General features: G+C 42.1%; 29 protein-coding genes and 1 pseudogene. 25 read left to right on the forward strand and 5 right to left on the reverse strand.

The window, feature by feature from the left end; all coding sequences use genetic code 11:
* Positions 1-30 precede the first annotated feature (30 nt).
* The 14 genes and pseudogenes from NSS60_RS05975 (at position 31) to NSS60_RS06040 (ending at position 11757) form a co-directional block, all read left to right on the forward strand.
* Positions 31-882, forward strand: a complete 852-nt coding sequence (locus NSS60_RS05975; protein WP_004889760.1) for a hypothetical protein — start codon at positions 31-33, stop codon at positions 880-882.
* A gap of 491 nt (positions 883-1373) precedes the next feature.
* On the forward strand, positions 1374-2330 hold the full coding sequence (locus NSS60_RS05980; protein ID WP_340720722.1) for an ABC transporter substrate-binding protein: 957 nt from the start codon (positions 1374-1376) through the stop codon (positions 2328-2330).
* Entirely contained in the window at positions 2296-3333 is a 1038-nt protein-coding gene (locus NSS60_RS05985) for a FecCD family ABC transporter permease (RefSeq protein ID WP_004889764.1), read from the forward strand. Before NSS60_RS05980 ends, NSS60_RS05985 begins: the two co-directional genes overlap by 35 nt.
* A gap of 5 nt (positions 3334-3338) precedes the next feature.
* Positions 3339-4787, forward strand: a complete 1449-nt coding sequence (locus NSS60_RS05990; RefSeq protein ID WP_340720723.1) for an adenosylcobinamide amidohydrolase — start codon at positions 3339-3341, stop codon at positions 4785-4787.
* Positions 4787-5719: an adenosylcobinamide-phosphate synthase CbiB gene (cbiB, locus tag NSS60_RS05995; RefSeq protein ID WP_004889768.1), complete on the forward strand. Its 933-nt coding sequence runs from the start codon at positions 4787-4789 to the stop codon at positions 5717-5719. Before NSS60_RS05990 ends, cbiB begins: the two co-directional genes overlap by 1 nt.
* Positions 5694-6749 carry a threonine-phosphate decarboxylase CobD gene (cobD, locus tag NSS60_RS06000; protein WP_340720724.1) on the forward strand — a complete coding sequence of 352 codons (1056 nt, stop codon included), beginning with the start codon at positions 5694-5696 and terminating at the stop codon, positions 6747-6749. Before cbiB ends, cobD begins: the two co-directional genes overlap by 26 nt.
* Complete coding sequence (locus NSS60_RS06005; RefSeq protein ID WP_004889770.1) at positions 6746-7303, forward strand: bifunctional adenosylcobinamide kinase/adenosylcobinamide-phosphate guanylyltransferase; 558 nt, start codon at positions 6746-6748, stop codon at positions 7301-7303. The genes cobD and NSS60_RS06005 overlap by 4 nt, the downstream gene beginning before the upstream one ends.
* Positions 7276-8025 (forward strand): adenosylcobinamide-GDP ribazoletransferase, encoded by a 750-nt coding sequence (locus NSS60_RS06010; protein ID WP_064214475.1) that lies wholly within the window; start codon positions 7276-7278, stop codon positions 8023-8025. Before NSS60_RS06005 ends, NSS60_RS06010 begins: the two co-directional genes overlap by 28 nt.
* Positions 7983-8580: pseudogene (locus tag NSS60_RS06015) on the forward strand (histidine phosphatase family protein). The gene NSS60_RS06010 and the pseudogene NSS60_RS06015 overlap by 43 nt, the downstream one beginning before the upstream one ends.
* Positions 8532-8960 (forward strand): bifunctional adenosylcobinamide kinase/adenosylcobinamide-phosphate guanylyltransferase, encoded by a 429-nt coding sequence (locus tag NSS60_RS06020; RefSeq protein ID WP_004889775.1) that lies wholly within the window; start codon positions 8532-8534, stop codon positions 8958-8960. Before NSS60_RS06015 ends, NSS60_RS06020 begins: the two are co-directional and overlap by 49 nt.
* Before the next feature lie 11 nt (positions 8961-8971).
* The gene (locus NSS60_RS06025; RefSeq protein ID WP_004889777.1) at positions 8972-9559 is read left to right on the forward strand and encodes a cob(I)yrinic acid a,c-diamide adenosyltransferase; all 588 of its coding nucleotides are present in this window, start codon (positions 8972-8974) and stop codon (positions 9557-9559) included.
* Positions 9556-10026, forward strand: a complete 471-nt coding sequence (locus tag NSS60_RS06030; RefSeq protein WP_004889779.1) for an ECF transporter S component — start codon at positions 9556-9558, stop codon at positions 10024-10026. The genes NSS60_RS06025 and NSS60_RS06030 overlap by 4 nt, the downstream gene beginning before the upstream one ends.
* Positions 10019-10720 carry a hypothetical protein gene (locus NSS60_RS06035; RefSeq protein WP_004889780.1) on the forward strand — a complete coding sequence of 234 codons (702 nt, stop codon included), beginning with the start codon at positions 10019-10021 and terminating at the stop codon, positions 10718-10720. The genes NSS60_RS06030 and NSS60_RS06035 overlap by 8 nt, the downstream gene beginning before the upstream one ends.
* Positions 10721-10944: 224 nt before the next feature.
* Complete coding sequence (locus NSS60_RS06040) at positions 10945-11757, forward strand: histidinol-phosphatase (protein ID WP_064214473.1); 813 nt, start codon at positions 10945-10947, stop codon at positions 11755-11757.
* A gap of 28 nt (positions 11758-11785) precedes the next feature.
* On the opposite strand, the gene serA is transcribed toward NSS60_RS06040, so the two are convergent.
* The 4 genes from serA to NSS60_RS06060 form a co-directional block, all read right to left on the reverse strand.
* Positions 11786-13360, reverse strand: coding sequence for a phosphoglycerate dehydrogenase (gene serA, locus NSS60_RS06045; RefSeq protein ID WP_004889782.1), 1575 nt, complete (start codon positions 13358-13360; stop codon positions 11786-11788).
* 174 nt (positions 13361-13534) lie between these two features.
* Positions 13535-14032 carry an inorganic diphosphatase gene (locus NSS60_RS06050; RefSeq protein ID WP_004889784.1) on the reverse strand — a complete coding sequence of 166 codons (498 nt, stop codon included), beginning with the start codon at positions 14030-14032 and terminating at the stop codon, positions 13535-13537.
* Positions 14033-14243: 211 nt separating this feature from the next.
* On the reverse strand, positions 14244-15593 hold the full coding sequence (locus NSS60_RS06055) for an ISLre2 family transposase (protein WP_088223306.1): 1350 nt from the start codon (positions 15591-15593) through the stop codon (positions 14244-14246).
* 208 nt (positions 15594-15801) lie between these two features.
* Positions 15802-16050: a ferredoxin gene (locus NSS60_RS06060; protein ID WP_003394452.1), complete on the reverse strand. Its 249-nt coding sequence runs from the start codon at positions 16048-16050 to the stop codon at positions 15802-15804.
* 200 nt (positions 16051-16250) lie between these two features.
* Between NSS60_RS06060 and NSS60_RS06065 the strand changes: the two genes are divergently transcribed.
* From NSS60_RS06065 to NSS60_RS06105, 9 genes are all read left to right on the forward strand, one after another.
* On the forward strand, positions 16251-17273 hold the full coding sequence (locus NSS60_RS06065; protein WP_004889786.1) for a helix-turn-helix domain-containing protein: 1023 nt from the start codon (positions 16251-16253) through the stop codon (positions 17271-17273).
* The gene (locus NSS60_RS06070; RefSeq protein WP_340720725.1) at positions 17266-18711 is read left to right on the forward strand and encodes a RecQ family ATP-dependent DNA helicase; all 1446 of its coding nucleotides are present in this window, start codon (positions 17266-17268) and stop codon (positions 18709-18711) included. The genes NSS60_RS06065 and NSS60_RS06070 overlap by 8 nt, the downstream gene beginning before the upstream one ends.
* A complete protein-coding gene (locus NSS60_RS06075) occupies positions 18704-19294 on the forward strand; it encodes a CPBP family intramembrane glutamic endopeptidase (RefSeq protein WP_004889789.1) in 591 nt (196 codons plus the stop codon). Before NSS60_RS06070 ends, NSS60_RS06075 begins: the two co-directional genes overlap by 8 nt.
* Positions 19287-19805 carry a LysM peptidoglycan-binding domain-containing protein gene (locus NSS60_RS06080; RefSeq protein ID WP_004889790.1) on the forward strand — a complete coding sequence of 173 codons (519 nt, stop codon included), beginning with the start codon at positions 19287-19289 and terminating at the stop codon, positions 19803-19805. The genes NSS60_RS06075 and NSS60_RS06080 overlap by 8 nt, the downstream gene beginning before the upstream one ends.
* Positions 19806-19865: 60 nt before the next feature.
* The gene (locus NSS60_RS06085; RefSeq protein WP_004889791.1) at positions 19866-20306 is read left to right on the forward strand and encodes a YpbF family protein; all 441 of its coding nucleotides are present in this window, start codon (positions 19866-19868) and stop codon (positions 20304-20306) included.
* A gap of 45 nt (positions 20307-20351) precedes the next feature.
* A complete protein-coding gene (locus NSS60_RS06090; protein ID WP_340720726.1) occupies positions 20352-20726 on the forward strand; it encodes a hypothetical protein in 375 nt (124 codons plus the stop codon).
* A 1-nt stretch (position 20727) separates the two neighbouring features.
* Positions 20728-21489: a metallophosphoesterase gene (locus NSS60_RS06095; RefSeq protein ID WP_340720727.1), complete on the forward strand. Its 762-nt coding sequence runs from the start codon at positions 20728-20730 to the stop codon at positions 21487-21489.
* An 82-nt stretch (positions 21490-21571) separates the two neighbouring features.
* Entirely contained in the window at positions 21572-22492 is a 921-nt protein-coding gene (locus NSS60_RS06100) for a MerR family transcriptional regulator (RefSeq protein ID WP_340720728.1), read from the forward strand.
* An 81-nt stretch (positions 22493-22573) separates the two neighbouring features.
* Positions 22574-23161 carry a genetic competence negative regulator gene (locus NSS60_RS06105; protein WP_339173786.1) on the forward strand — a complete coding sequence of 196 codons (588 nt, stop codon included), beginning with the start codon at positions 22574-22576 and terminating at the stop codon, positions 23159-23161.
* 26 nt (positions 23162-23187) lie between these two features.
* Here the strand turns inward: NSS60_RS06105 and NSS60_RS06110 are convergent, their stop codons facing one another.
* Positions 23188-23874 carry a PIG-L deacetylase family protein gene (locus NSS60_RS06110; RefSeq protein WP_340720729.1) on the reverse strand — a complete coding sequence of 229 codons (687 nt, stop codon included), beginning with the start codon at positions 23872-23874 and terminating at the stop codon, positions 23188-23190.
* A 185-nt stretch (positions 23875-24059) separates the two neighbouring features.
* On the opposite strand from NSS60_RS06110, the gene NSS60_RS06115 reads away from it, so the two are divergent.
* A complete protein-coding gene (locus tag NSS60_RS06115) occupies positions 24060-25325 on the forward strand; it encodes a Glu/Leu/Phe/Val family dehydrogenase (protein ID WP_077428632.1) in 1266 nt (421 codons plus the stop codon).
* Between the two features lie 69 nt (positions 25326-25394).
* The gene (locus NSS60_RS06120) at positions 25395-26375 is read left to right on the forward strand and encodes a YpdA family putative bacillithiol disulfide reductase (protein ID WP_340720730.1); all 981 of its coding nucleotides are present in this window, start codon (positions 25395-25397) and stop codon (positions 26373-26375) included.
* The last annotated feature ends 14 nt before the right edge of the window (positions 26376-26389 follow it).

The raw sequence follows: 26389 nt of genomic DNA on the forward strand, positions 1-26389 counted from the left end.
TATTTGACATACATAAAAGGGGCGAGATGAATGAATAAACTTTCGATAGGAATCATTTGTATGATCTTGTTTGCAACAATTTCTATGAATATAAAGGTTAATTATGTTGTAGCACAGACGGATTATGTAGAAAATGAGAGTTTAACTTCTGTTCAAATTGTAGAGAATAAAGATAATTTAATAGTTTATCAGGTTCAAGAAAACGAGAGATTTTATGAGTATGTAGAGGAATCAGAGACAGTAGGTGGAACTATAGAAGTCAATATAAAAAAATACGAAATTAAAGATGATGAAAAGATTCTAATAGAGGAGTATGTACAACAAATAAAAGAGTTAAATGGCAGTAGTTTAGCTGTTCACTCTGTAGGAAATGGGATTGATGAAGAAATAATTATAAATTTAAGTAATAATGAGGAGCTTAAGGAAAGTAGAAATTCAGAATATATTAAATCCAAACAGTCCTTACGTGTTGCCAATGCGTTTAATACAAATTCTTATTGGTATATATCAGAAAAAGGAGGTTCTTATCTAACTGATACGAGATACGAAGTATTTTCAAATGGAAGTGCTCGTGCCATAATGGCTGGGAATGACCCATACTATAAAAACACCAAAAGTAGTAATGGTAATTTCAAGGTGTTTCAAGTGTACGCTGACTCTCTTAGACAAAAAGAAATTGAACTGACTCTAATCGGAGGTGTGATAGGTATAGCAGATGCAGTAATTGAAGCTGTACGATTAGGACAAGTTTTAAACTTTACTTTGATCAAGACAATAGCTAAAAAGATGGGGAAAGGGATTCCGATAATTGGTACATTATATGCAATCTACGACTATGCTCAAACGTATATAGATGCAAGGAACGCGTATAGAAAAATCTAGTTTTCTTTTAAAAAAGGATGATTCTCTATATGAAAGCTATAGAAAGTGTTACTTTAACAATACTGTATGTTTTTTTGGCATCAATTGTTGTAAACCGTATCATTCACTATTTTAAAAATAAATATATGTCTTATGAACTTGGACTTTTTTTCTCAGCTATTTGCTTGGGTGTATTTTCGTTCGTTGTTTTAAAATGGAATACAGATTATTTTATGCTCAATAATTTTTTCAAGGCGGGAATTACGATTAGCGTTATTCAGTTAATTCTAATACCAATACTTATTTTTATAAAGAGACGATATATTAACTTGTATGACAAAATAGTTATGAAAATAAATAAAATGTTGTAGTAACGAGGCTCGTTATTACAACATGTACTTGTAACAATCCTTTGAATAAGTATATAATGCTTCTCTTTCATGAGAAACATTAGCAGTAGATGCTATGGAAAATGAAGTGCAATTTTTTATGAAATTATAGGGGGAAAAACGATGAAAAAATGGAAACAGTATGTATGGCTTTTGGTGCTCGTGCTGACGCTCGGATTAGCAGCGTGCGCGAATAACGCAGAGCCAGCAAAAGAGACGAAGCAAGAAGCGAAAACGGAACAAGCCGCATTTCCAGTCACCATAAAAGATGCGGTTGGTGATGTCACGATTGAAAAAGAACCGGAAAAAATTGTTTCGCTTATCCCGAGCAATACAGAAATTGCGTATGCGTTAGGACTTGGTGACAAAATCGTTGGTGTAAGCGATTTTGATAACTATCCGGAAGATGTGAAAAATAAAGAAAAAATCGGCGGCATGGAGTTTAATGTTGAAAAAATTATCGCGCTTCAGCCGGACGTTGTGCTTGCACACGCGTCAAGTGCACATAACTCTGAAGAAGGATTGAAACAATTGAAAGATGCGGGCATTACAGTCATTGTTGTGCCAAATGCTACATCGTTGAATGACGTGTATGCTTCCATTGAACTAATCGGTAAAGCGACAGGGAAAACGAAAGAAGCATCGGACGTTGTGAAACAAATGAAGCAAAAAATCGATGCCATTGCTGAAAAAGCAAAAGAGGTGAAAGAAGAAGCAACCGTTTGGATCGAAGTCTCGCCTGCACCAGAAATTTATACAGCTGGAAAAGGAACATTTATGGATGAGATGTTAACGATCATTCATGCGAAAAATGCGGCAGGTGATCAAGAAGGATGGCCGATGTTTACGGAAGAAGATGCAGTGGCGTTAAACCCGGATGTCATTATTACGACGTACGGTTATTACACGCCGAACGCAGTTGAGCAAGTGCTCGCTCGCCCAGCATGGAAAGACGTTCCGGCTGTCAAAAATAAGCGAGTATATGATGTGAACTCAGATTTAGTTTCTCGTCCAGGATCACGTTTAGCTGAAGGGGTCGAAGAAATTGCCAAAGTCGTTTATCCAGACATTTTTAAATAACTATATGACTGCATCCATCATTGCAATCGTTGCACTATTATTAGGGATATCGATTGGATCACAATCGATTCCCTTTTCTTCTATATGGGACACGTTGTCGCATCATTTGTTTCATACACCGATGGACGTTCCCGCCACCATTTCGCAAATTATTATTGCGATTCGTGTGCCGAGAGTAGTGCTCGCCTTTTTGATTGGGGCGTCCTTAGCACTTGCTGGTGTAGCGTTCCAAGGGCTTTTAAAAAACGTTTTAGCTGATCCGTATACGATTGGAGTATCATCTGGCGCTGCTGTCGGAGCGGTACTCGTCTTCTTTTTTCAACTTCATTTGTCGTTTCTCGGACGCTTTACGTTACCGATCGTGAGCATTATGTGTGCGCTCGTGACATTATTGTTTGTTTTATTATTTGCTCGACTTGCAGAACGCAATATGGGAATTGAAACGATCGTTTTAATCGGCATTATCATGAATGCGTTTTTCGGCTCGGTTATTTCACTTATGGTTGCCCTTAGTGGTGAGGAATTGCGTCAAGTCATTAGCTGGCTCATGGGAAGCGTCGCGATGCGCGGTTGGTCATATGTTTCTTTATTTGTACCGTTTTTTATCATCGGTTCTCTCGGCTTATTTACACATATTCGCGAGTTAAACGCTTTTTCATTTGGCGAGCGAACAGCAGCAAACATTGGCGTACATGTGTTGCGAAAAAAGTTATGGATTTTACTTAGCGCTTCCTTGCTTACAGGCGCAGCGGTAGCTGTATCGGGCACGATCGGCTTTGTTGGGCTTGTCATTCCGCATATGACGCGTTTGATTTGTGGGGCAAATCACCGGAAATTATTGCCACTTTCTTTTTTGTACGGTGGCACGTTTTTAGTGTTAGCAGATGTTGTGGCACGAACGATCGTTGCCCCGCGGGAGTTGCCAATTGGGGTCATCACATCATTTATTGGCGCACCATTGTTTGCAATATTGTTATTTAAAAGTTTAAGACGGAAGACGTGATCGATATGATAGATGTAAAGCACGTTTCGTATCAATATGGGGAAAAAAAAGTGTTGGAAGATGTTTCGTTTACCGTTTATGAAGGGGAGTTTTTCGGTATGTTAGGACCGAACGGAAGCGGGAAAACGACGCTAATGAAACTGATGAGCCGTGAACTTCCTTTGCAACAAGGGGATATGTTTGTTTACGGTCAACCGATTCAGACGTATAAACCGAGACAATATGCAAAGCTCGTTGCGACGTTGCCACAACATACAGATGTTTCATTTGGATATACAGTGAAAGAGATGGTGGAACTTGGACGATATCCTTATCAGTCATCTCTCTTTCCGCAATGGACAGAGAAAGACGAACAAGTGGTCAACGAGTCACTTCATTGTGTGACGTTAGCACATAAACAGCATGTCTTATTAGAACAATTAAGCGGGGGAGAACGTCAGCGAGCAGCACTCGCACGGTCGTTAGCGCAACAACCACGCGTATTGCTTTTAGATGAACCGACGAACCATATGGATGTGGCGCAGCAGTTTAAGTTGCTCAATTTATTAAAACAATCAGGGCTTACCGTTGTAGCTATTTTTCATGATATAAATATTGCCTCGCTTTATTGCGACCGACTTCTTTTATTGAAAGATGGAAAAGCTGTTGCATGCGGAACGCCGCGGGAATTGTTGAGCGAATCAATGATTGAGTGCGTATTTGAAACAAAAATGAAACGTCACGAACACCCGGTTTTACCGAAGCCGCTCGTCACATTCGTTCCATTTTCTATGCCGCATATAGACGAGGGATTATGGCACGTCAAAGAACACGAAACGATGCTCGTCGTAGAGACAGCTAAGCCGTTTAAAGTGCTTTCATCTGCCCTTGTTGGCGGCGGTATACGTTGGGCGACGACGTTCGTCAATCGGCATGTTCCGCTTGATTATCGTTGTGACAATGCCGAGCAGGAGATGATTCAATTTTTGAGGCAACACGGTTTTGATGAGCAATGGACGGTCGGAATGATGACCGCTGTCGATGTGAAAGATGTGGCGTTTTCATTTGTTGATGAAGATATTCGGTTGTTTGTTGCGGTGACCGCTGGAGTTGGAAATGCGGTAGATAGTGCAAATGCTTGGCGGCGTACAGATGTAGTCGCTTCTCCAGGGACGATTAATACGTTCGTTTTTATCGATGGTCATTTATCAGAAGCTGCGTTCGTGCAAGCGCTAATGACTGCAACAGAAGCAAAAGCAAAAGCGTTGTGTGATAAACAAGTCGTCGATCCGCAAACGAATACGATCGCGACAGGAACATCAACCGATTGTACGGCCATCGCTGCGTCCCAACAAGGAACATATTATGCATACGCTGGAACGATTACACCGATCGGTAAACAGCTAGCTCGTCTCGTATATGAAGCAACGCAAACAGCTATTGACCGCTATCGGAAGCGAAAGGGGGAAAGTTGATGACGCATATATGGGCGGTATGGCTGGCACTTTTGCTCGATCGTCTGCTCGCCGATCCCCGCCGCTTCCATCCGGTTTGTTGGATTGGGCAAATGATTGCGTATATGGATCGTCGTTTTAATAAAGGAAGATGGCGAAAAGGAAAAGGAGTGTTCACCCTTTTTGTCGTCTGTACGTTCACATTTGTAATGAGTTATGCATTGATTGCAAGCGCATATCGACTTTCTCTTATAGTGGGGGTTTTCGTTGAAGCGATTATCATTTTTACTTCGATTGCGCCAACATCATTAGCAAAAGCCGCATACGATGTACTTGATCCGCTAAAAAGAGACAACATCGATGAAGCGAGAAAAAACGTGGCGATGATCGTTGGACGTGACACAGAGAAGTTACAAGAAGATGGAATTGTGCGTGCATGTGTGGAAACGGTAGCGGAAAATACGAGCGATGGAGTAACGGCGCCCCTTTTTTATGCTTTTCTTGGCGGGGGAGCGTTAGCCATGTTGTATCGGGCGGTAAATACGTGCGATTCGATGCTCGGATATAAAAATGAACGGTATGCCCAATTTGGCTGGGCTTCAGCCCGTTTAGACGACGCGTTCAATTACGTTCCTGCGCGACTGACAGCGTGTGTGATGTTGCTTATTCATCGCGCAAACATACGCATGTGGAAACTATTATTTCGCGATGCTCGCAACCATCCAAGCCCAAATAGCGGATGGTGCGAGGCAGCGATGGCTGCCCTATTAGGTGTTCAACTCGGAGGGGTGAATACATACAACGGGGTCATATCCGTTCGTCCAACGATTGGCGATGCATCCGTTCCGTTGAAATGTGAGCATATTAAGCAAGCGGTGGCGATAATGAGACGTACAACAATAGCTTTTACGATCGGGGGGAGTTTGCTTGCAGTTGCCTGCACATGGGGCTAATCCGCGTCGTTTATACGAAGCGATGCACATGGATATGCCGAGTTCGTATATCGATTTTAGCGTAAATGTGAATCCGTTCCCGCTTCCAGACGAATATATGCCAACCGAACAACAATGGGTTCGCTGGATGAGCGTATACCCTGAAGAGCGAAGCGAAACGCTTCGAGCAATCATTGCCGAACGAGAACATGTAACGCGCTCCAACGTATTTGTCGGCAATGGTGCTGCAGAATGCATTTATTTGCTTGCTGAACAATTTGCAGGAAAACGTATTGGCATCATTGAGCCAACGTTTTCAGAATATCGTCAGGCATGTGAAGCTTACGGTTGTACCGTTCACTCGTTTATGTTAGATGAACATTGGCAACCACCGCTAGACCAAATGGTTGCGAACTTGCCGTCTTTACACGCACTATTTGTTTGTCATCCGAACAATCCGACCGGTACCGCATGGTCAGAAGAAACGATGCATACGTTGTTAAATGCGGCGCATGATGAAGGAGTATATGTTGTCGTTGACGAAGCATTTTATGACTTCTGGATTGACGGTTATTCCGTTTCTTCTTTTTTACGTACGTTTGATCGTTTAATTGTGTTGCGGTCGTTAACGAAAATGTATCGACTGGCAGGTGTACGGCTCGGCTATGTGCTCGCACACGAACACGTCGTAAAAAAGTTAATGAAAAAACAGCCACCGTGGAGCGTCAATACGATTGCTCAACAAATAGCGAAACAATTATTAAAAGACAATGCATTTGTGGAGCGAACGAAAGTGTACATTGCATCGGAGCGAAAACGAGTATTTGAACAATTGAATGAACTTGGCTACAAATATTCACCGTCTGTCGTCAATTTTTATATGTTATACGACGAAACGATCACGCTTTTTCCTTTTCTTTTACAACATGGTATTGTCGCGCGGCATACGTTTAATTTTCGAGGGCTGGACGGAAAATATGTCCGTTTTGCGGTTCGAACGAAAGAGGAAAACGATCACCTCCTCTTTTATTTAAGAAGGTGGAAGCAATGATTGTATTTATTAGCGGAGGGGTGCGTAGCGGAAAGTCTTCATTCGCAGAACGATGCGCGAAAATGATCGCCGAACCGACTGATTCCCTTCATTATATTGCCACGGCGCTGCGGACAGACGAAGAAATGGAAGCGCGCATTGCTCACCACCAAGCACAACGGAAACATGACGGCTGGCAAACGTGGGAACAACCGTATGATCTCGATTGTATCATGCCGATGTTTGGTGGGTGTGATGTTGTTTTACTTGATTGTTTAACGAATTTATGGGCAAATGAGTTATTTCGCGATGACGAATGGAACGTACATGTAAAAGTGCCGCGCATCGCCCAGCAAATAAAACAATTAGGCGAAAAAGTGAAAGCGCTCATTGTTGTGAGCAACGAACTATTTTGCGATGGTGTGCCGCATGAGCGAGGAACGTATACGTATATGCACGGTCTCGGTTTATTGCATCAACAGATTGTTGCGTGTAGCGATGTAGCCATTTTGATGCGTTACGGCTTGCCCATTGTGAAGAAAGGAAGATGGCCATGTGGCGCGGAATCATATTAGCGGTACAGTTTTTAACTGTTCTCCCGCTACGAATGCAAGTGGACTGGAATGAACGAACAGGTCGCATAGCTGTGTTGTCGTTTCCGCTCGTCGGTGCAATCATCGGACTTTTTCTTGTTGCCATACATGTGGTACTGTCCGATCACATTTCTTCGCTTGTTTTGTCGTTTTTATTATTATTTTCCTCTATCTTTCTTTCAGGAGGATTGCACGCGGACGGCTGGATGGATTGTAGCGATGCATATTTTTCGTATCGCGATCAACAACGACGTCTCGAAATTATGAGCGATCCGCGCGTCGGGTCGTTTGCGGTGCTCTCGCTTTTCTTTTTGCTCGGCTTTCGTTTCATTTTTATGTTTGAAACGATCGCACATTTCTCGCTATTTTCTCTTTTTTGCCTTCCGCTCCTTTCGCGTCTCGGGATGGCGTTGCTTTTATTGACTGCGCCGCTTGCGAAACAAACGGGTATGGCGGCTGCATTTCGCCAATATGTCGATCACCGATATGTGCCGATTATTGTTATGTATGGGCTTATTGCTTTCTTATCGCGTGAGACGCTCGTTTTGTTTTTGGCGCTTATGTTGTTTTATGTGATAGCGAAAGCGTTTGTCGTAAAACAGTTTGGTGGAGTAACTGGCGATGTGTTAGGAGCGTTTATTGAAGGGAGCGAAACGTTTTTATGGTTCGTCATGTGGCTATTACATGCATTCGCCATTTTGTAACGAAGGAAAATGAGGAGAAACGATATATCGGATGGACGAATGTACCGATTGTGAAAAAGCCGAATGTGTCGCACTCGCTACATGCCGATGTCGTGATTACAAGCGACTTGCTTCGTTGTCGGCAAACGGCGTATGTTTTGTTTCCAAATCACGTCATTGAATGTTCCTATCGTTGGCGTGAACTCCATTTTGGCGATTTTGAAGGAAAAAACGTACGCCGAGTTACAGACGGTCGAGTCATATCGGCGATGGATAGATGATCCCATTCACCATTCACCACCAAATGGCGAATCGTTTCGCCATTTTCAAGGGCGTATCGAACGAGCGATCGATGATCTCATTAGCCGCTCGGCTTCTCATACTGTCGTTGTGACGCATGGGGGAGTCATACGTTACTTATTGTCGCAGTACGCTCCTAAAACACGTCCGTTTTGGGAGTGGCACGTCCCTTTTGGTGAAGGAGTAACACTTTACAATACGAGAGAACGTTGGAAGGAGAGAAAACGATGCATTTCGTTAGCGGCGGTGCGTTTCAAGGAAAGCGAAAATGGGTAAACGCATATTATTCACTCACGCATACCCCGCATATTTGGCATTGCGCATATGAACGACCACTTCCGCCTCCCCATGATGAAAAAACGGCATCTGTTGTTGTGCTAGAAGGAATAGAACAATGGATTCGCGAAAGGTTTCTTCCTTACACAGATGAGCAAAAAAAAGCGATGATGTCGTATATGAATGCATGGGAGCAATGGGAAAAAGAGAAAGAACGGACGGTCGTTTGGATTGGCTGCGATATCGGACAAGGGATCGTCCCGATTGAGGCACATGAACGAGCGTGGCGAGATGCGGTCGGTTGGTCGTATCAACAATTGGCGCGCATATGCAGCCGTGTTGATTACGTATGGTGTGGGATAAATGAACAAATAAAATAGGGGTGGTTCATATGAAATTGTACACAAAAACAGGAGATCAAGGGCAAACAAGTTTAGTTGGTGGGAGAGTCGATAAAAATCATGTGCGTGTCGAGGCGTATGGAACGATTGACGAAGCAAATTCGGTCATCGGTTGGGCGATGACATTATTACAAGATGAACGGTTTCGCGATATTTATCAAGAATTACAGCGCATTCAACATGAATTGTTTGATTGTGGCGGCGATTTAGCCATCGTTGGCGAGAAAATGCCATACAAAGTAAAGCCCGATATGGTCGCGTTTTTAGAGGAACGTATCGATGTATATATTCAGCAAGCACCGCCGCTTGAACGGTTTATTTTGCCAGGGGGGTCTCCACAAGCTGCTGCGTTACATATGGCACGGACGGTGACACGAAGAGCAGAACGTTATGTTGTAGCGTTAATGAAGCAACAACAAACGAATGAAGTCGTTTTACAATATATGAATCGTTTATCAGACTATTTATTTGCCGTTGCGCGCGTCGTCAACGCTCGCTTGCAAGTAAAAGATGTAGAATATGAACGAAGCGCCATTGTGTTTCGTGATAAAAATGAAAAAGAAGGTGAATTGGAATGAGGCGTTTCACGTTGCTTGTTATGTTTATTAGTCTATCCGTCATTGGTTCGCTTATCAAAATCCCATTTACAATCGGAAGTATTGCGCTCGATAGCGCACCTGCGGTTGTAGCAGCTGTTTTTCTCGGGCCAACAGCTGCTGCGGTTGTGGCAAGTGTTGGACATGTTGTATCTGCTTTATTTGGCGGATTTCCGCTTGGTCCATTTCATATACTTGTGGCTATTGAAATGGCCGCTCTTTTATACATTGTCGGTTTGTTGATAAGACGAGGATGGTTCATTTTTAGTTATGTATGTTTTTTTATCGGTAATGCACTACTTGCACCGTTACCTTTTGCATGGATCATGAGCCCGGCGTTTGTACTTTCTATCATTCCGTCTCTTGCATTAGCTACGGGCGTCAATTTAGCAATTGCTGTTGTCGTGTCGAAAGCGTTGCAACGCGCGTGGGGGAAGCAGCATGCGTGACGTATTATGTGTGCCATTTGATGAACAACATGAGCTCGTTTTTGCCGCTGACTGTTCAGGTGGAATTGGCTTAAAGCAATATGATGTTGTTCAAGCGCCATATGATGTTGTTAGTTACTATGGAGCTCGCGTTTCGCTTATGGAACTGATGAGCATTGGAGCAACGCCAAAAGCTTTTGTACTACAAAACTTTGTCGATGATGGATCATGGGATAAACTTGTCGCAGGCATCCAACAAACGATGGTGGAGTTACAGTTGTCGCTTCCTATAACAGGAAGTAGCGAATCAAACATGCCGCTTATGCAATCAGCTGTTGGAGTTGTTGCTGTCGGAACGGTAAGGAAAGAGGAAAAGAGAATAAATATTACACCAATGGATGCACGTTGGGCTGTCATCGGAGAACCACTCGTTGGTGAAGCGGTCATACATAAGAAAGATCGAATCATTCCGCTTTCTTTATTTCGCATGTTGCTGCAGGTAGATGGAGTGTATGAAATAATCCCAGTTGGTTCAAAAGGGATATCGCATGAGTGGAAGCTTATGCATGGGGAACGCCCACTTCGTTGTTCCCTTCCGTCACATGCTTCTGCTGGCCCAGCGACATGTGTGCTTGTAAGTTATCATCAAAAGCAAGAGCCGTTATTGCAGTCACTTGCTGGAACGCTTTTTTATCCGATTGTAAATGAATTGTAAAATGTCATGTTTTATCGTTCTAACCGTTCATTTTTTCGCATACAACATATATGGTCATTGGTGAACGGGGGGAATAAACGATGGAAGATATGATGAAACGAGTGCTCGTTGTTGTTGGGATGGCTGCATGCATTCATTTATTGTTTCTTGTTGGATTAAACAACTAGAAAAAGAGAACGTTGTGCTATATAATGAAAAACAATACGAGAGAGGGGGAGAAAGCAATGTTAACAGATTACCATAATCATTTAGAGCGCGGCACGTTAACGCTCGATTATTTAAAGCAATTTACGGATGAAGCTGCACGGAAAGGAATTGAACATTTCGGTATTTCCGAACATGCGTATCATTTTTATCAGACGAAAAACATTTTGTCGAATCCGTGGATTGAAGAGCGTCGCTACTATGATATGGCCGATTACGTTCGTTTGTTTCACGAAGCGTGGGATGCTGGAATTGATGTGAAAATGTCGATTGAAATGGACTACACGCCAGGCAAACATGAAGAAATGGCACAATTCATTCGCGCTTACGATTTCGATTATGTCATCGGCTCGATTCATTGGGTTGATGATTTTGGCATTGATTTAGCTGAGTTTCGGAAAGAGTGGGATCGTCGTGATATATACGATACATATCGAAAATATTTCGATCAAGTTGTCACGTTAGCTGAGTCGAACTTATTTGACATTATCGGTCATTTAGATTTAGTGAAAATTTTTAAATACGTGCCAGAAGATGAGGAATTTTTGTTAGAACAGTACGATCGTGCCACGACGGCACTAGCCAACTCGAAAACATGCGTAGAAATTAGTACAGCAGGATTGCGTAAACCGGTCGGTGAACTGTATCCTGATCCTCGCTTATTACAAATGTGCTACGACAAGGGCGTTCCGATCGTGTTGTCGTCCGATGCGCATGTGCCACAAGATGTCGGTGCCGATTATGACAAAGCGATTGCTTTGGCCAAAACAGTCGGTTACACCGAAATTATGACATTTTCGAAAGGGGAACGAAAAGCGGTTCCACTTGGATAAAAAAGGTTCAGCCAAGAGGCTGAACCTTTTATACTTCCAACTTTTTCACAGCATCAATATCGCTAATTTGCTCAAGCGTTTCAACAAGCGCATCATCAAGCGGTTTATCGAGCGAAAGCATCATAATCGCCTTTCCGCCTACTTCTTGACGGCCAACTTGCATCGTTGCGATGTTTACTTGATGGGCACCTAAAATGTTTCCGACTTTTCCGATCATTCCCGGTTTATCATGATGTTGAATATACAACAAATGTCCTTCTGGAGCAAAATCGATTGCAAAACCGTTGAAATGAACGATCCGATCACCATAGTGAGCGATATGCGTGCCTTTCATCGTAAACGTTTTATTTTCACCATATACCGTTAATGTAATGGTGTTGTTGTAGTCGTTTCCATTTGCTGAAAATTTTTCACTAAAGGCGATGCCGCGCTCTTTTGCGATCATTGCTGCATTTACTTCATTGACCGTTGAAGCGACGCGAGGCTTTAAAAATCCAGCAAGCAAGCTACGTGTAATAAATGTCGTTTCTAAGTCGGCAACAGAGCCTGAATACGTAATCGCAATTTCTTGGACGGGTTCGCTCATATATTGGGAGGCGAGGATTCCCATTTTTCGAGCTAATGTATAAAATGCTTGAATTTTTTCATATACATCTTTTGAAAGTGTCGGCAAGTTAATCGACGATGTGACCGGTTTTCCTTGTAAAAACTTTAATACTTCCTCAGCTACTTGTGTCGCTACGTTCACTTGTGCTTCGACTGTCGATGCCCCAAGATGTGGAGTGACAACGACGTTATCAAAAGAGAGAAGCGGATGGTCTCCCGGCGGCTCTTGTTCAAATACATCGAGCGCAACGCCTGCCACATGTCCGTTTTCTAAAAACGGAATAAGTGCTTGTTCGTCGATGATTCCACCGCGGGCGCAGTTAATTAAATATACCCCTTTTTTCGTTTTTGCCAAGTTTTTTGGACCGAGAAGCCCTTTCGTTTCTTTTGTTAGCGGCGTATGTACAGTAATGATATCCGCTTGTGCAAGCAACTCATCAAGTGTACAAACATCGACACCGATTTTTTCTGCTCGCGCTTTCGTTAAAAATGGATCGTATACGTGAACGTGCATACCGAATGCGCGCGCACGCTTTGCTACTTCAGAACCGATGCGACCAAATCCAATAATACCTAAATGTTTTCCGAATAACTCGACACCGACGAAAGCGGAACGATTCCATTCACGTGATTTGACTGAAATGTGCGCTTGTGGAATACGGCGCACTAATGAAGCCATCATCGCAAATGTATGTTCCGCTGTCGAAATTGTATTGCCGTTTGGAGCGTTAATGACGACGACACCGTATCGTGTAGCTGCATCGACATCAATATTGTCCACCCCGACGCCAGCGCGTCCTACAATTTTTAAATTCGTCATTTTTTGCAGTAATTGTTCAGTCACTTTTGTCGCGCTACGGACGAGCAGCGCATCGAACTGATCAAGTTCGCCCTCCACCTCGCTTACCTTTTTTTGCACGACTTCGATCGTTGGATCAGCAAGAAGTGGGGCAAGTCCTTCTTCGCTCATTGCATCAGCTACTAAAATGCGAATCACAAACATTCGCTCCTTTCAATTAATAAGTTTTTAAATTTCTGATAATTTAACATACCCGTATGCACGTGTCAATAACTTTCGGAAAGGTCATACAAATGAAAGCGTTTTTATATATGAATGTTCGGAAAAAAGACAAAAAGCTGGACAAAAGCCAGCTTAAAACACGGAATGTATTTATTTTTGTTCATTGTAACGAGCGATGCATTCGTCAATGAGTTTTGCAGCCGCTTCTGGGCCTTCCCACGTACCGATTTCTGTTTTCTTTCCTTCTAAGTCTTTATAACGTTCAAAGAAATGAGCGATTTCTTTTAATTTATGTTGTGGAAGATCTTCAAGGCTACGCACATCAGCAAAGCGAGGATCGTCAACAGGTACACCGATTAATTTTGCATCTTCTTCGCCACCGTCTACCATGTTTAAGTAGCCAAGGACACGCGTTTCAATAACGCAGCCAGGGAATGTCGGATTTGTCACGATAACTAAAATATCGAGCGGGTCGCCATCTAATGCAAGTGTATTTTCTAAATAGCCATATTCTGCAGGATAAAACATTGGCGAATATAAGACGCGATCAAGTTTAAATATGCCGCGCTCTTTGTCATATTCATATTTGTTTTGGCTACCTGTTGGAATTTCAATAAATGCTTCAACAATTTTGTTTTCAAACGCCATGCCAAATTCCTCCTTTTTGTTATGTATACTTTTTTATTATAGTCGATTGGACAAGTGGTGACAATGACTGAACGAAAGAAGTTTGAGTCAAGACTTTGTGGGAGATTTTTTTCTCGACCGATTTTTTTGGTTATATATGGTTTTATAAAATCGTTATATGTAAGCGCTTTTACTTACTCTCATCCTGTAGGTATGTGCGTTTTCTCTCGTTTTAAAAACCTTTCAATGCTTGCAATGCCTCGTAAATCGGTGTCCCTGAAGATTGGCGAAGGTATGGGATGTTATCTCGTACCACTTCTGTCATTTGCGTTTGCACGCGCTTCAGTGCCTTTTTCACGATCGTTTCTCGTTTCGTTTCTTCTCGTTCTTCCACGCCATACATCACTCCATCGCGTGTCCGAATGAGTAACGTATCTTTTATCGCGACGATCGCTCGCAACATCGCTTCAATCCCTGCATCCCTCCAACTTCGACCGTTTTTACTTCGTTTCGCAAACACATGCATCGTTCCTTCCGCACTCCCCATCGCCCTCATGTTTGTCGTGTCAATCCCTTTTTCCTTCAACCATACGCGATAGTCACGTAAACATCCTGGCATCTCCTCGATTCGACGAACAAGCGCCTCGAGTTGCTTTTCCTTCTCCTCATGTTCTAACGTACCGATGGCACTTGTGAGTTCTCGTAACACACCTTCTTCATCCCATGATGCTAACTTCTTTCGAATCACCCGATATCTCGCATGACCTCGGAACAATTGACGAATCTCTCTTGCCACATGGAACCGATCAAGCTGAAAGTACCCCCTGTCCCCGAAATATTCTCGACACGCTGTAATCCATGGGGCTCCATCTCCATTGATGACCACCCAATCCTCAAACGGATCATAGCTGTATTCCTTCATCAGAAAATTCTCTACAGCTTCCCAAATCGGTTCATTCGTTTGATGAACCATATACCGTCGATTCACTAAGGATACGCGTTTCCCGTTTTTCTCCCATCCTTGGTGAATCGTGATGATCTTTTCTTCTTTTCCTTTGATGCGGCTTCGTTGACGTTTCACGTACAACCCGTCTGCTTCGATAAAAAACACGCGCCCTTTTTTCTCCATCGCACGGTGCCCTTCCACCTCTGCCTCGATGATGGACTGGCGAATCGTTTCGTGACTCATACATGCATACCCCACCAGCTTTTCAAGCGACTGCGCAGCCTGTCGATACGAAGAACCCGTCACGGCGAGATGAATCGCTGTCTCCTCTAATAGCGGACTCACTCCATGCGCCCCATCGAACTGGAGAAAGACATCGAGTAAAGACGTATACACCTTTTTTTCACGGTCAAAGTAGTAGTTTCGCTTCACTTCCACCTCTCCAAATAGCGTTTGGAGTCGGATCGTCCGCTTATCTTTGAGCGCATATCGTTTCTTGTCCCGCTGTTCTGCCAATGTGCGGTCGATCTCCTCCAACACCTGTTGAAGGAGATGACCATATTGTTTTTGCATATGTCTAAATAAAGACTGTTCGATCTCTTTTAATGTCAAGCCGTTTGTGATATAATCCTGCATGGGCTCCACTCCTTTCTTTGGTTGTATTTTTTTTTCACACTTACTACCTTACCAGGAGGAGAGCCCGTTTTTCATCTATTTTGCTTACATATCTGACAGGTTCCTTATTATACCAAATCAGGAACCTGTCTTTTTTTCTCCCACAAACATTTTACTCATACACGAAAGAAAAGGGCAAGCTTCACGTGAAGTTTGCCCTTAGACGTTTTTATTCAAATTTGTTTGGATCGCCATCAAATGGCTCGTCCGCGACTTTGATCGAGTCTGTTGGACAGCCTTCAAACGCATCCATCATATCGTCAATTAATACGTCTGGTACTTCGACAATGCCTTGGTTGTCGTCTAATGTTACGTAAGCGATACCTTCATCATCGTAATCGTAAATATCAGGTGCAGCTGCTCCACATGCACCACAGGCAATACATGTTTCTTTGTCAACAATCGTGTACTTCGGCATACAATGACCCTCCTTAATTATATGGAACCAATCGTTTCATATGAAACGTTGGAAACGTATTCCTCACACTTTTATAATAAATGTGTTGCGGTAACTTTTCAATAAAAAACTCCAATGAAAATGCTTATCAGTACACAGTTTTCCCTCACATTGCTTCGCTTAATCTGGTAAAATGAAAGGGAAAATGGAGTGAATGTCGCATGTTACAACACATCGTTTTATTTTGTATCGACCGATTTCGGGGAGAACGGTCGCTCGCTGCGATCGATCATTTACTGAATGGCAAAAAAACAGCACAAACGTTACAAGATAGTAAATGGTATGATGTTAGTCGTCTATTTGGGACGGTACCAATTGACCGTACTCGTTTATTTGACGTCACACGAGCATTAGAGATGGATGGACTGATTTCCCAAGTGGACGAACACATATATTGCACAACCGCAAGTGGAAAAGAGAAACTTCGGCGCTTTATCCTTCCTCCTTACATTGATGGATGGAAGTATATGAATGAATCTTCTTTGTTTTGGAAAAGGTTGTCTTTACTTATTCAAACGATTGCAAATATCATTCATCGTACATCATTTGAGCCTGTACATCGCGATGAACACATTCAATCGTTTGTGAAGCGATGGTTGTTGCAACACAAACATATACAAGCGCTCGCTCGTTTATTATATGAAGAAATGTACGAGCTACTTCGTTGTGTAGAGGAGAAAGATGCTAATATTTTCGTTTGGCGGTTGACAAGTCATGAGCGTATCGGATGGACGAACGAACAAATTGCCTATGCCATAAAGGAAGAAGATGTGGCGGTTTTGTTATCGTTTCAAAATGTTCTTCATTTTATGCTTGACATGACGGAAAAAGAAAAGGAAAAATTTCCGCTTCTTTTTTCACTGCGGGAACAGAAACGTGTCCAATTAACGAATTCCGCTCAAAAAACATGGGAATTGCTAAAGGAAGGATATTCACTTGAACAAATTGTCGAGTTGCGTGGATTGAAAAAAGGAACGATTGAAGATCATATTGTCGAAATCGCTACATATATTCCAACGTTTGTGACGACGCCGTTTTTAGAGGAGAATAAACGCGAGCGCATTATTCAACAAGCACAAAAATTACAAACGAAAAAATTACGGGCGATAAAAGAAGTGTTACAAGACGTTTCTTATTTTGAAATTCGGCTTGCGTTGGCAAGGTGGGAGGGGGAAGATGCTTAACATATTAAAGGAACGATTTGGTTACGATTCGTTTCGCATGGGGCAAAGAGAAATTATTGAAGATGTGCTGAATGGACGAAATTGTGTTGCTATGCTTCCGACCGGTGGTGGAAAGTCGCTTTGTTATCAGCTCCCGGGTTATATATTAAACGGCAGTGTGTTAATTACTTCCCCACTCATTTCGCTTATGGAAGATCAAGTACAGCAGCTTAGAAATCGTGGTGAAAAACGTGTTGTAGCGCTCAATCGTTTTCTGTCTTATCGCGAAAAACGAGATGTGTTGCGTGAGTTAGCATCGTATCGTTTTATTTATGCTTCGCCTGAAATTTTACAATCCCCTTTACTTATCGAAGCGTTAACACGCATAAACATTTCGTTGTTTGTCGTAGATGAAGCACATTGTATTTCACAATGGGGACATGATTTTCGCCCTGACTTTTTAAAGCTCGGTCTTCTTCGCCAAACGCTCGGCAATCCGCCATGTTTAGCGTTAACGGCTACAGCTACACGTCAAGTTATCGCTGATATTGTAACGACGCTTAAACTCGACGACGCGAAGCAACATATATACCCGCTCGATCGCCCAAATATTTGTTTATACGTGCAATATGTTCAAACGGTAGAAGAAAAAATCAAGGCGTTAAAACAGCTTGTCGCCACGTTACCTAAACCGGGAATTGTGTATGTAGCTAGTCGACAATGGGCAGAAACATTAGCAGAAGTGCTTCGTGAGGATCATCGCGTAAGCTATTATCATGGAGGGATGGATGGTGAACAGCGACTTCTTATTCAACAACAGTTCGTTTATGATCAGTTAGACGTCATTTGTTGTACAAATGCGTTTGGAATGGGTGTTGATAAATCGAACGTTCGCTTTGTTATCCATTTTCACTTGCCGACACAACCAGAAGCATATTGGCAAGAAGTTGGGCGCGCTGGGCGCGATGGAAACGAAAGTATTGCCATATTATTGCATGCCTCAGGCGATGAACAAATGGGACAATTGATGATCGATATGGAATTTCCAACAAAAGAACAAATTGTCTATGCATTGGACGTTCTACGCCACGGGCGGAAGGAAATGGGGTTAACAGACGTACAACAACGTCTTTTATTGTATTGGCTAGAACAAATGAATATGCAAGAAGATATACACACTTTAGCTAATCAACTATACGCCCATATAGAACAAAGAAAACAAGAAAAAATAAAAAAATGGGTATTTATGCAACGATGGATAAACGAACAAACTTGTCGTCGGCGTACGATGCTTTCATATTTTGAGCAACAACCACTTCTGAATGAGCGTTGTTGTGACCGGTGTGGCGCTGATATATACGTAAACGCTCCTGTAAAACATATTCAACAAATACATTTGCGCCCGTGGCAGGAAGAGCTCTGTTCCATGTTTGCAATAAAGGTGAGGACAAATGATTAAAAAACAAATGGAGATAGCTAGTCAAATGAACGATGAAGAAATCGTTTATCATCTATATGTAACACAAGCGCTTATTTTTCTTATTGCGCTCATTTTAAGTGTATTTTTATTTACGCCTGCGACCTTCTTTTCGATGTGGCAGTGGGATATACGGGAAATACTATTGTACGGTAGCGGTTGTGCGGCGCTCGTTCTTTTTGTAGATTTTTTACTTATTCAGTATGCACCTGAACAATGGTATGATGATGGTGGAATCAATGAAAAATTATTTCGTTCACGTTCGGTACCGCACATTTTTATCATGACTATGGTCATTGCATTTTGTGAAGAGCTATTGTTTCGTGGTGTCATTCAGACGCATGTCGGCCTATTTTTCGCAAGCATCATTTTCTCTCTATTGCATATTCGTTATTGGCGAAAATGGCTCCTTCTTCTGGCTGTCGTTAGTTTAAGCTTTTGGATTGGACTTATCTATGAATGGACAAGCAATTTATGGGTCACGATTTTTGCCCACTTTCTCATTGATTTTATTTTAGCGTTACACATCCGGTATCGTACAAAGGAGGTGACAAACGATGCGTGAAGATCAAGCAGAAAATTTACGTAAAAAAATGGAGAATATAAGTGAGCAACAAGAAGATGAGCTTCAGTTGCCACCGCGCAGCGAAGTGCATAAAAAGAAAAAAACGAAATGGAAAGTTAAACATCCACTCGTTCGCATTCTTGCGCTCTTTTTCGTTTTATTGCCGATTTCCATTTACAGCATATATCACTTAGTTGAGAAGCGTCCCGTCCAAGTCGTGACGATTGATGATGAAAGCTATGAGACTATTGATGTCGATCAACAAAAAGGGCATAAGCCACAACAAAAACCGCTTGAAAACGAAGCAAAAGAAGAGGAACAAGAATCGAATGAAACAGAATCATCTTTTATTTATCATACCGTACAAGAAAATGAAACGTTATATAGCATTGCGATGAAATATTACGGAAATGAAAAAGGAATGGACCTCATTAAAGAATGGAATCATTTAACGAGCATGAAACTACAAAAAGGACAAGTGTTAAAAATTCCAAATATGAATGGAAAATAAGGTATACCACTTTGTCGATGGACATACAATCGTAGTAAAACACGATCGGCAGGGGTGGCTATGATTTTCCCAATTGAATTAGATGAAGTGACAAAGGCGATTTTACAACGAATGATAACGCATAAAAGAGAATGGGAAGACATGAAAAAAAGAATGAAGTGGTCGTTCATTTTGTTTTTGTTTTCACTCGCTTTATTTGGATTGTATATATACCAAACGGTTGTTATTCCAAATCATTCGTCTACAGAACGAATGATTGTAGCAGCGATTGATGATGAACGCATTCTTTGGTTTACTGCATTCGTTGGATCGCTTGGTTGGTTTGTTTCATTTTGTAAAAAGAAAAGTGATAAAGCGGAGCAAGATTTCCATGCACTCCGCTGTGAGTTCATTCAAAAAAGTAGCGAATTACTTGAAAAACGAACGTGGGAAAAAAGGCATGTTCTTTACGAGTGGATGAAAGAAACATATGATATCACGCTTTATCATGAAAATAAGTGACCACACACTCTCTCGCTTCATATGTTGAAGAAGGGAGGGGGCAACATGTGGTTTCTTTTTATTGTTGGATTGTTATGTGGCTATTTTATGATCGCTTGGACGCCAGCGGTCGAGCCGTTCGTATTAGTTACATTTTTAACGGATATGATTTTTGATCCAATGAAAACATTTTTTGCGCTTGTTAGTTTCTTTATCGGTTTCATTTCCAATGCGATCCTCATTCGCGCAGCGACTTGGCATACGTTACAAGCATGGCGAAAGGAACCGACGAATCGAAAAGAGCAATTTCTTTCGTATAGCGTATTACTGACGTTTTTTATATTAGCGATGATTGATGTGAAAAAAACGGCAATTTTTTTCCTCTTTTCTTTCGTATATGGTATGATGTCCATGAGTGTGTACAAAGAGAGGGAAAGTTGAAATGGTGTATATTGTAGTAGCATTTGTAGCATTTATCGTATACATGTGGATCGAAGCGCATCGGAATCGTGTTATTTTTCATTCATTGCCATTTTCAACGTTTCCAGAAAGCTTTTCTCGCTTTCGTATTTTTTTTATTTCAGATATTCATCGTCGACGTGTATCGAAAACGTTAATTGGCTCATTAAAAGGAAAAGTCGATCTTGTTATTATCGGCGGCGATTTAACTGAAAAAGGGGTTCCGTTTTCGCGTGTTAAACGAAATATTGCGTTGTTGAAAAAGCTCGGTCCCGTTTATTTTGTTTGGGGAAATAACGATTACGAAGTAGATTACCATGAGTTAGATGCACTATTGCTTGAAAATGGCGTGAAAATATTAGACAATACGGCAGTTACGTTTGAAAGTGAGCAAGGTGATCGCATCGCTTTGCTCGGTGTCGATGATATGAACAAAAGGCGAGATCGGCTCGAGCTTGCGTTAAGCGATGCCGAACAGACAACTTTTCGCATCCTTGTTAGCCACGATCCGCGCATCATTGAAAAAATTAAGCCACAACATGAAATTGCGCTCGTTTTAAGCGGACATACGCATGGCGGACAAATTCGTCTCGGACCGTTTGGGCTATATGAAAAAGGATGTTTGCGAAATATAAATGGGACGATGCTACTTGTGAGCAACGGATACGGGACAACGACACTTCCATTTCGTTTCGGTGCACGTGCGGAAACGCATCTGATTGAGTTAAAACATAAGAAAAGTTAAGCAAAACTTATACAAAATTTACACACCTCCGTCATGTTCGCTATAATGTTGACAGAATGATGCGAAAGATGGAGGATTTTATATGTCAGCGCAAGAAGGAAAATATAATGTGAAAGCAGTGTCAAACATGTTAGGTATTCAGCCTGGGACGTTGCGAGCGTGGGAGCGCCGTTATCAAATTATCGCCCCACCGCGCAATGAGGCGGGACATCGTCTATATACAGAGGAACAAGTGCAAATATTGAAATGGCTCGTTGATAAAGTGAATCAAGGATTCACGATTAGTCAAGCTATTTCACTGTTAGAACAGCGACCGTCAGAGGTGCGCATGCAAGCAGAAGATCACATTACTACGCTTCGCGAACGGTTGTTGCAGGCGCTTTTATCGTTTGAAGAATGGAAAGCACATGAATTGCTCAATGAGGCGTTTAGTTTATATACGGTTGACAAAGTCGCGCTTGACTTGTTAAGCCCGCTTCTTGTACGGATCGGAGATTTATGGGGAAACGGAAAAATTACGAGCGCGCATGAACATTTCGCTTCTGCCTTTTTACGTTCACGACTTGGCATGGCGTTTTCTATGATTCCTGTAAATCGCTTGCTTCCAAAAACGATTTCCGTTTGCGGACCAAATGAATGGCATGAACTTGGGTTACTTATTTTTACGTTATATTTGCGCAGAAAAGGATACGAGACTATTTATTTAGGTGCAACTATTGACCATCATGATTTACTGATTGTCATTAATGAAGTGAAACCATGTTATATTTTTTTATCGTGCACGTTACAACAAAACGTACAAGCGACGCTAAAACTCGTCGATCAATTGAAACAAACATACCCAGCGGTTCGTATTGGAATTGGGGGACGAGCGTTTGATGAAGTCGATGAACAAATGAAAAGTAAATATGGCGATCATCTTCTCGGGCAGTCAAAAGAGCAATGGGACGAGTGGTTAAAATCGAATGAAAAATACTTGTCTAAAAGGGAGAAAACGATGTAAACTCATTAGTAATATGACGAACATTTCTACATGTTCGTCATATGCTAACAGTAGAGTCTGTGTAGGTAAGGAGGGATGTTTATGCGGCTTGAACGCTTAAACTACAATAAAATTAAAATATTCCTCACATTTGACGATTTAGTCGAGCGCGGTTTAACGAAAGAAGATTTATGGAAAGATACGTTCAAAGTGCATGAACTATTTCGTGATATGATTGAGGAAGCAAGTGAGGAGCTCGGCTTTGAAATTAATGGGTCGGTCGCTGTTGAAGTGTACTCTTTACCGGCACAGGGCATGGTCGTGATCGTAACGAGCGAAGGTGAGATGACAGATGAGGAAGACGAGTTTAGCGACGATTATATTGAAATGCAAGTCACGCTAGATGAAAGCGATGATATATTTTTCGAATTTCAAACGTTTGAAGATGTCATTCAATTAGCGACGCGTCTTTATTCGCTCGGTTGTCATGGCGGCTCGCTTTACAGTTATGAAGGACGCTTTTATTTACATTTTGCAGAATCTGTCATTCCAACAGATGATTTTGTTGCTATTTTAGCTGAATATGGAAGCCCATCGACATTGACGATTTATCGTGTCGAAGAGTACGGCAAAAAATTGATCGCCAACGAAGCGATTGACCAAATATATAAATACTTTGTAAAAAAATAACCTTCGCTTATTGCGAAGGTTATTTTTTAAAATGGGTAAGGTGGTTCATCTTCTTTTGCCCATGCACGTATAAAGTATTCCTTATTTTGAAATTTATGAAATGAGTCATGATGGACAGCTGGAAACACACGTTCAACGGATAAATGTTGTGTACGATGGGCAAGTAAAGCTTTGCGCACTTTTTTTGCTTCTTCATCTGTGAATGTGAAGACGATATCGATGTTTTCGATTGGGTCACCGTAACGATCCGGGCGACCAACGACAGTTACATAATACAACTGCTCTACAATATGATCCATCGACGTTACTGCTTGATACGTGGCTCGTTGAATCGCTTGATGATCTCGATGTCCCGAAATACCATGCGGTGGGAATGTCACGACAACGGTCGGCTTATATTGTTCAATAATATGACGAATGGAATCGACGAGCTGTTCTTCATGTTCGGGTAGCTTTCCATCGGGATATGTATCGGTAATGACATGATCAACACCTAAAACAGCCGCTGCTTGCTCCAATTCCTTTTTACGTACGTGTGGGAGCTCTTCTTTCGTACAAACCGGAGGATTTCCACACTTTCCGGCATCGCCAAGCGTTGCGCTATATACGATCGTTTCGACATCCTCACGCTTCGCTAATGAAGCAAGCAATCCTCCGACCGTAAACGTCTCATCATCAGGATGTGCAAAACAAAATAAAATTCGCTTTTTCATCTTTTTCGCCCCTTTCTACCGTACGTTCATTATATCGCTTTCGTATCGCGATGTGAATGATCGTTTTTTTTTTGAAAACGATTACAAAAAATCGCTAAAAACTTCTTTGCATATACGCATAGAAAGTGTATACTATGACATGAAAGGCGGACAATATTTTACAAACGGTCATGGGAGGTTTACAAATGGTAGCCGAAAAGCATACCAATGAAGAAAAACATGATGTCCTACGAGCAACACAAATCGTCATACATAGAGCGCTTGAAAAGCTCGGATATCCTGAAGAGGTGTATGAGCTGTTAAAAGAGCCTTTGCGCATGTTAACGGTGAAAATTCCGGTGCGCATGGACGATGGCTCAGTAAAAGTGTTTACTGGCTACCGTGCACAGCATAATGATGCGGTCGGTCCAACTAAAGGGGGTATTCGCTTTCACCCGAACGTCACGGAGCGTGAAGTGAAAGCACTTTCTATTTGGATGAGTTTAAAATGTGGGATTGTTGATTTACCGTATGGCGGTGGAAAAGGTGGAATTGTATGCGATCCGCGTACCATGTCATTCCGTGAATTAGAGCGATTAAGTCGCGGTTACGTTCGCGCCATTAGCCAAATCGTCGGCCCAACGAAAGATATTCCTGCGCCTGATGTGTTTACAAATTCACAAATTATGGCGTGGATGATGGATGAATATAGCCGAATTGACGAATTTAACTCGCCGGGATTCATTACAGGAAAACCTCTTGTACTTGGTGGTTCACACGGTCGTGAAACGGCAACAGCGAAAGGGGTTACTATTTGCATTCGTGAAGCGGCGAAAAAGCGCGGCATCGACTTAAAAGGCGCGCGTGTTGTTGTGCAAGGATTCGGTAACGCAGGAAGCTATTTAGCAAAATTTATGCACGATGCGGGAGCGAAAGTGATCGGCATTTCTGATGCATACGGCGGTTTGTACGATCCGAACGGTCTTGACATTGATTACTTATTAGATCGTCGCGACAGCTTTGGTACGGTAACAAAGTTGTTTAAAAATACAATTACAAACAAAGAGTTGCTTGAACTAGAGTGCGACATTTTAGTGCCAGCTGCGATCGAGAACCAAATTACAGAAGAAAATGCCCACAACATTAAAGCGAAAATCGTCGTCGAAGCGGCAAACGGTCCGACGACGTTAGAAGCGACAGAAATTTTAACGGAGCGCGGCATTTTAATCGTTCCTGATGTTTTAGCAAGCGCTGGTGGGGTAACAGTTTCTTACTTCGAGTGGGTGCAAAACAATCAAGGATACTACTGGACAGAAGAAGAAGTGGAAGAAAAGCTGGAAAAAGTGATGGTGAAAGCGTTTAATAACGTATATGAAACTTCACAAACGCGTCGCGTCGATATGCGCTTAGCGGCATATATGGTCGGTGTACGTAAGATGGCGGAAGCATGCCGTTTCCGTGGTTGGATTTAATATTTGCATGAATGCAAAAAATCTCCTATCATTGTATGATAGGAGATTTTTAATTGGGGTGAGCGTCAAGTGAAAAAAGAACAAATTATTATTGTCGGTGGAGGACCATGTGGGCTAGCAGCTGCGATTGCTTTACAAAACGCAAACTTTTCCCCGCTTGTCATTGAAAAAGGAAACATCGTCAATTCACTATATCATTATCCGACACATCAAACATTTTTTAGCTCGAGCGACCGCTTGGAAATTGGCGGTGTGCCGTTTATTACGGAAAACCGAAAGCCGAAGCGCAATCAAGCGCTCGTTTATTACCGGGAAGTTGTCACTCGAAAAAACATTCGCGTTCATGCATTTGAAAAAGTCGAACGCGTAACGAAGCAAGCGAATGGCTCGTTTATTGTTGAAACGAGCAAAGGTACGTATGAAGCAACATACGTCATTATTGCGACGGGATATTACGACAACCCAAATTATATGAATGTACCTGGGGAGCATTTGCCGAAAGTGACGCATTATTTTAAGGAAGCCCATCCGTACTACAATACAGACTGTGTCGTCATTGGCGGGAAAAATTCAAGCGTTGATGCAGCGTTAGAACTTGTAAAAGCGGGGGCGCGCGTCACCGTTTTATATCGCGGTTCCCAATATTCTTCAAGCATTAAACCATGGATTTTGCCTGAATTTGACTCCCTTGTGCGCCAAGAGGTCATCACGATGGAATTCAATGCACATGTGAAAGAAATTACAGAAGACGCGGTCATTTATACAGTAAATGGCGAAGAAAAGAAAATAAAAAACGATTTCGTGTTTGCGATGACAGGATATCATCCTGACCATGATTTTTTAAAGAAAATGGGCGTTTATATTGACGCTGAAACAGGCCGGCCAACGTACAATCCAGAAACGATGGAAACAAATGTGGAAGGTATTTTTATTGCAGGCGTCATTGCGGCTGGAAATAACGCCAATGAAATTTTTATTGAAAACGGTCGTTTTCACGGTGACCTCATTGCCGCATGCATCGCCGAAAGAGAGAAAAAAGTGTCCGAGTAAACGTTCGGACGCTT

The organism is Anoxybacillus sp. FSL W8-0382 (assembly GCF_038003845.1).
Taxonomy (GTDB): domain Bacteria; phylum Bacillota; class Bacilli; order Bacillales; family Anoxybacillaceae; genus Anoxybacillus; species Anoxybacillus flavithermus_G.

Coding starts and splice junctions, on each gene's coding strand:
- NSS60_RS05975 (WP_004889760.1), top strand. CDS start 31: ATGAATAAACTTTCGATAGGAATCATTTGTATGATCTTGTTTGCAACA.
- NSS60_RS05980 (WP_340720722.1), top strand. CDS start 1,374: ATGAAAAAATGGAAACAGTATGTATGGCTTTTGGTGCTCGTGCTGACG.
- NSS60_RS05990 (WP_340720723.1), top strand. CDS start 3,339: ATGATAGATGTAAAGCACGTTTCGTATCAATATGGGGAAAAAAAAGTG.
- cbiB (WP_004889768.1), top strand. CDS start 4,787: ATGACGCATATATGGGCGGTATGGCTGGCACTTTTGCTCGATCGTCTG.
- NSS60_RS06005 (WP_004889770.1), top strand. CDS start 6,746: ATGATTGTATTTATTAGCGGAGGGGTGCGTAGCGGAAAGTCTTCATTC.
- NSS60_RS06010 (WP_064214475.1), top strand. CDS start 7,276: ATGGCCATGTGGCGCGGAATCATATTAGCGGTACAGTTTTTAACTGTT.
- NSS60_RS06020 (WP_004889775.1), top strand. CDS start 8,532: ATGCATTTCGTTAGCGGCGGTGCGTTTCAAGGAAAGCGAAAATGGGTA.
- NSS60_RS06025 (WP_004889777.1), top strand. CDS start 8,972: ATGAAATTGTACACAAAAACAGGAGATCAAGGGCAAACAAGTTTAGTT.
- NSS60_RS06030 (WP_004889779.1), top strand. CDS start 9,556: ATGAGGCGTTTCACGTTGCTTGTTATGTTTATTAGTCTATCCGTCATT.
- NSS60_RS06035 (WP_004889780.1), top strand. CDS start 10,019: ATGCGTGACGTATTATGTGTGCCATTTGATGAACAACATGAGCTCGTT.
- NSS60_RS06040 (WP_064214473.1), top strand. CDS start 10,945: ATGTTAACAGATTACCATAATCATTTAGAGCGCGGCACGTTAACGCTC.
- NSS60_RS06050 (WP_004889784.1), bottom strand. CDS start 14,032: ATGGCGTTTGAAAACAAAATTGTTGAAGCATTTATTGAAATTCCAACA.
- NSS60_RS06055 (WP_088223306.1), bottom strand. CDS start 15,593: ATGCAGGATTATATCACAAACGGCTTGACATTAAAAGAGATCGAACAG.
- NSS60_RS06060 (WP_003394452.1), bottom strand. CDS start 16,050: ATGCCGAAGTACACGATTGTTGACAAAGAAACATGTATTGCCTGTGGT.
- NSS60_RS06065 (WP_004889786.1), top strand. CDS start 16,251: ATGTTACAACACATCGTTTTATTTTGTATCGACCGATTTCGGGGAGAA.
- NSS60_RS06070 (WP_340720725.1), top strand. CDS start 17,266: ATGCTTAACATATTAAAGGAACGATTTGGTTACGATTCGTTTCGCATG.
- NSS60_RS06075 (WP_004889789.1), top strand. CDS start 18,704: ATGATTAAAAAACAAATGGAGATAGCTAGTCAAATGAACGATGAAGAA.
- NSS60_RS06080 (WP_004889790.1), top strand. CDS start 19,287: ATGCGTGAAGATCAAGCAGAAAATTTACGTAAAAAAATGGAGAATATA.
- NSS60_RS06085 (WP_004889791.1), top strand. CDS start 19,866: ATGATTTTCCCAATTGAATTAGATGAAGTGACAAAGGCGATTTTACAA.
- NSS60_RS06090 (WP_340720726.1), top strand. CDS start 20,352: ATGTGGTTTCTTTTTATTGTTGGATTGTTATGTGGCTATTTTATGATC.
- NSS60_RS06095 (WP_340720727.1), top strand. CDS start 20,728: ATGGTGTATATTGTAGTAGCATTTGTAGCATTTATCGTATACATGTGG.
- NSS60_RS06100 (WP_340720728.1), top strand. CDS start 21,572: ATGTCAGCGCAAGAAGGAAAATATAATGTGAAAGCAGTGTCAAACATG.
- NSS60_RS06105 (WP_339173786.1), top strand. CDS start 22,574: ATGCGGCTTGAACGCTTAAACTACAATAAAATTAAAATATTCCTCACA.
- NSS60_RS06110 (WP_340720729.1), bottom strand. CDS start 23,874: ATGAAAAAGCGAATTTTATTTTGTTTTGCACATCCTGATGATGAGACG.
- NSS60_RS06115 (WP_077428632.1), top strand. CDS start 24,060: ATGGTAGCCGAAAAGCATACCAATGAAGAAAAACATGATGTCCTACGA.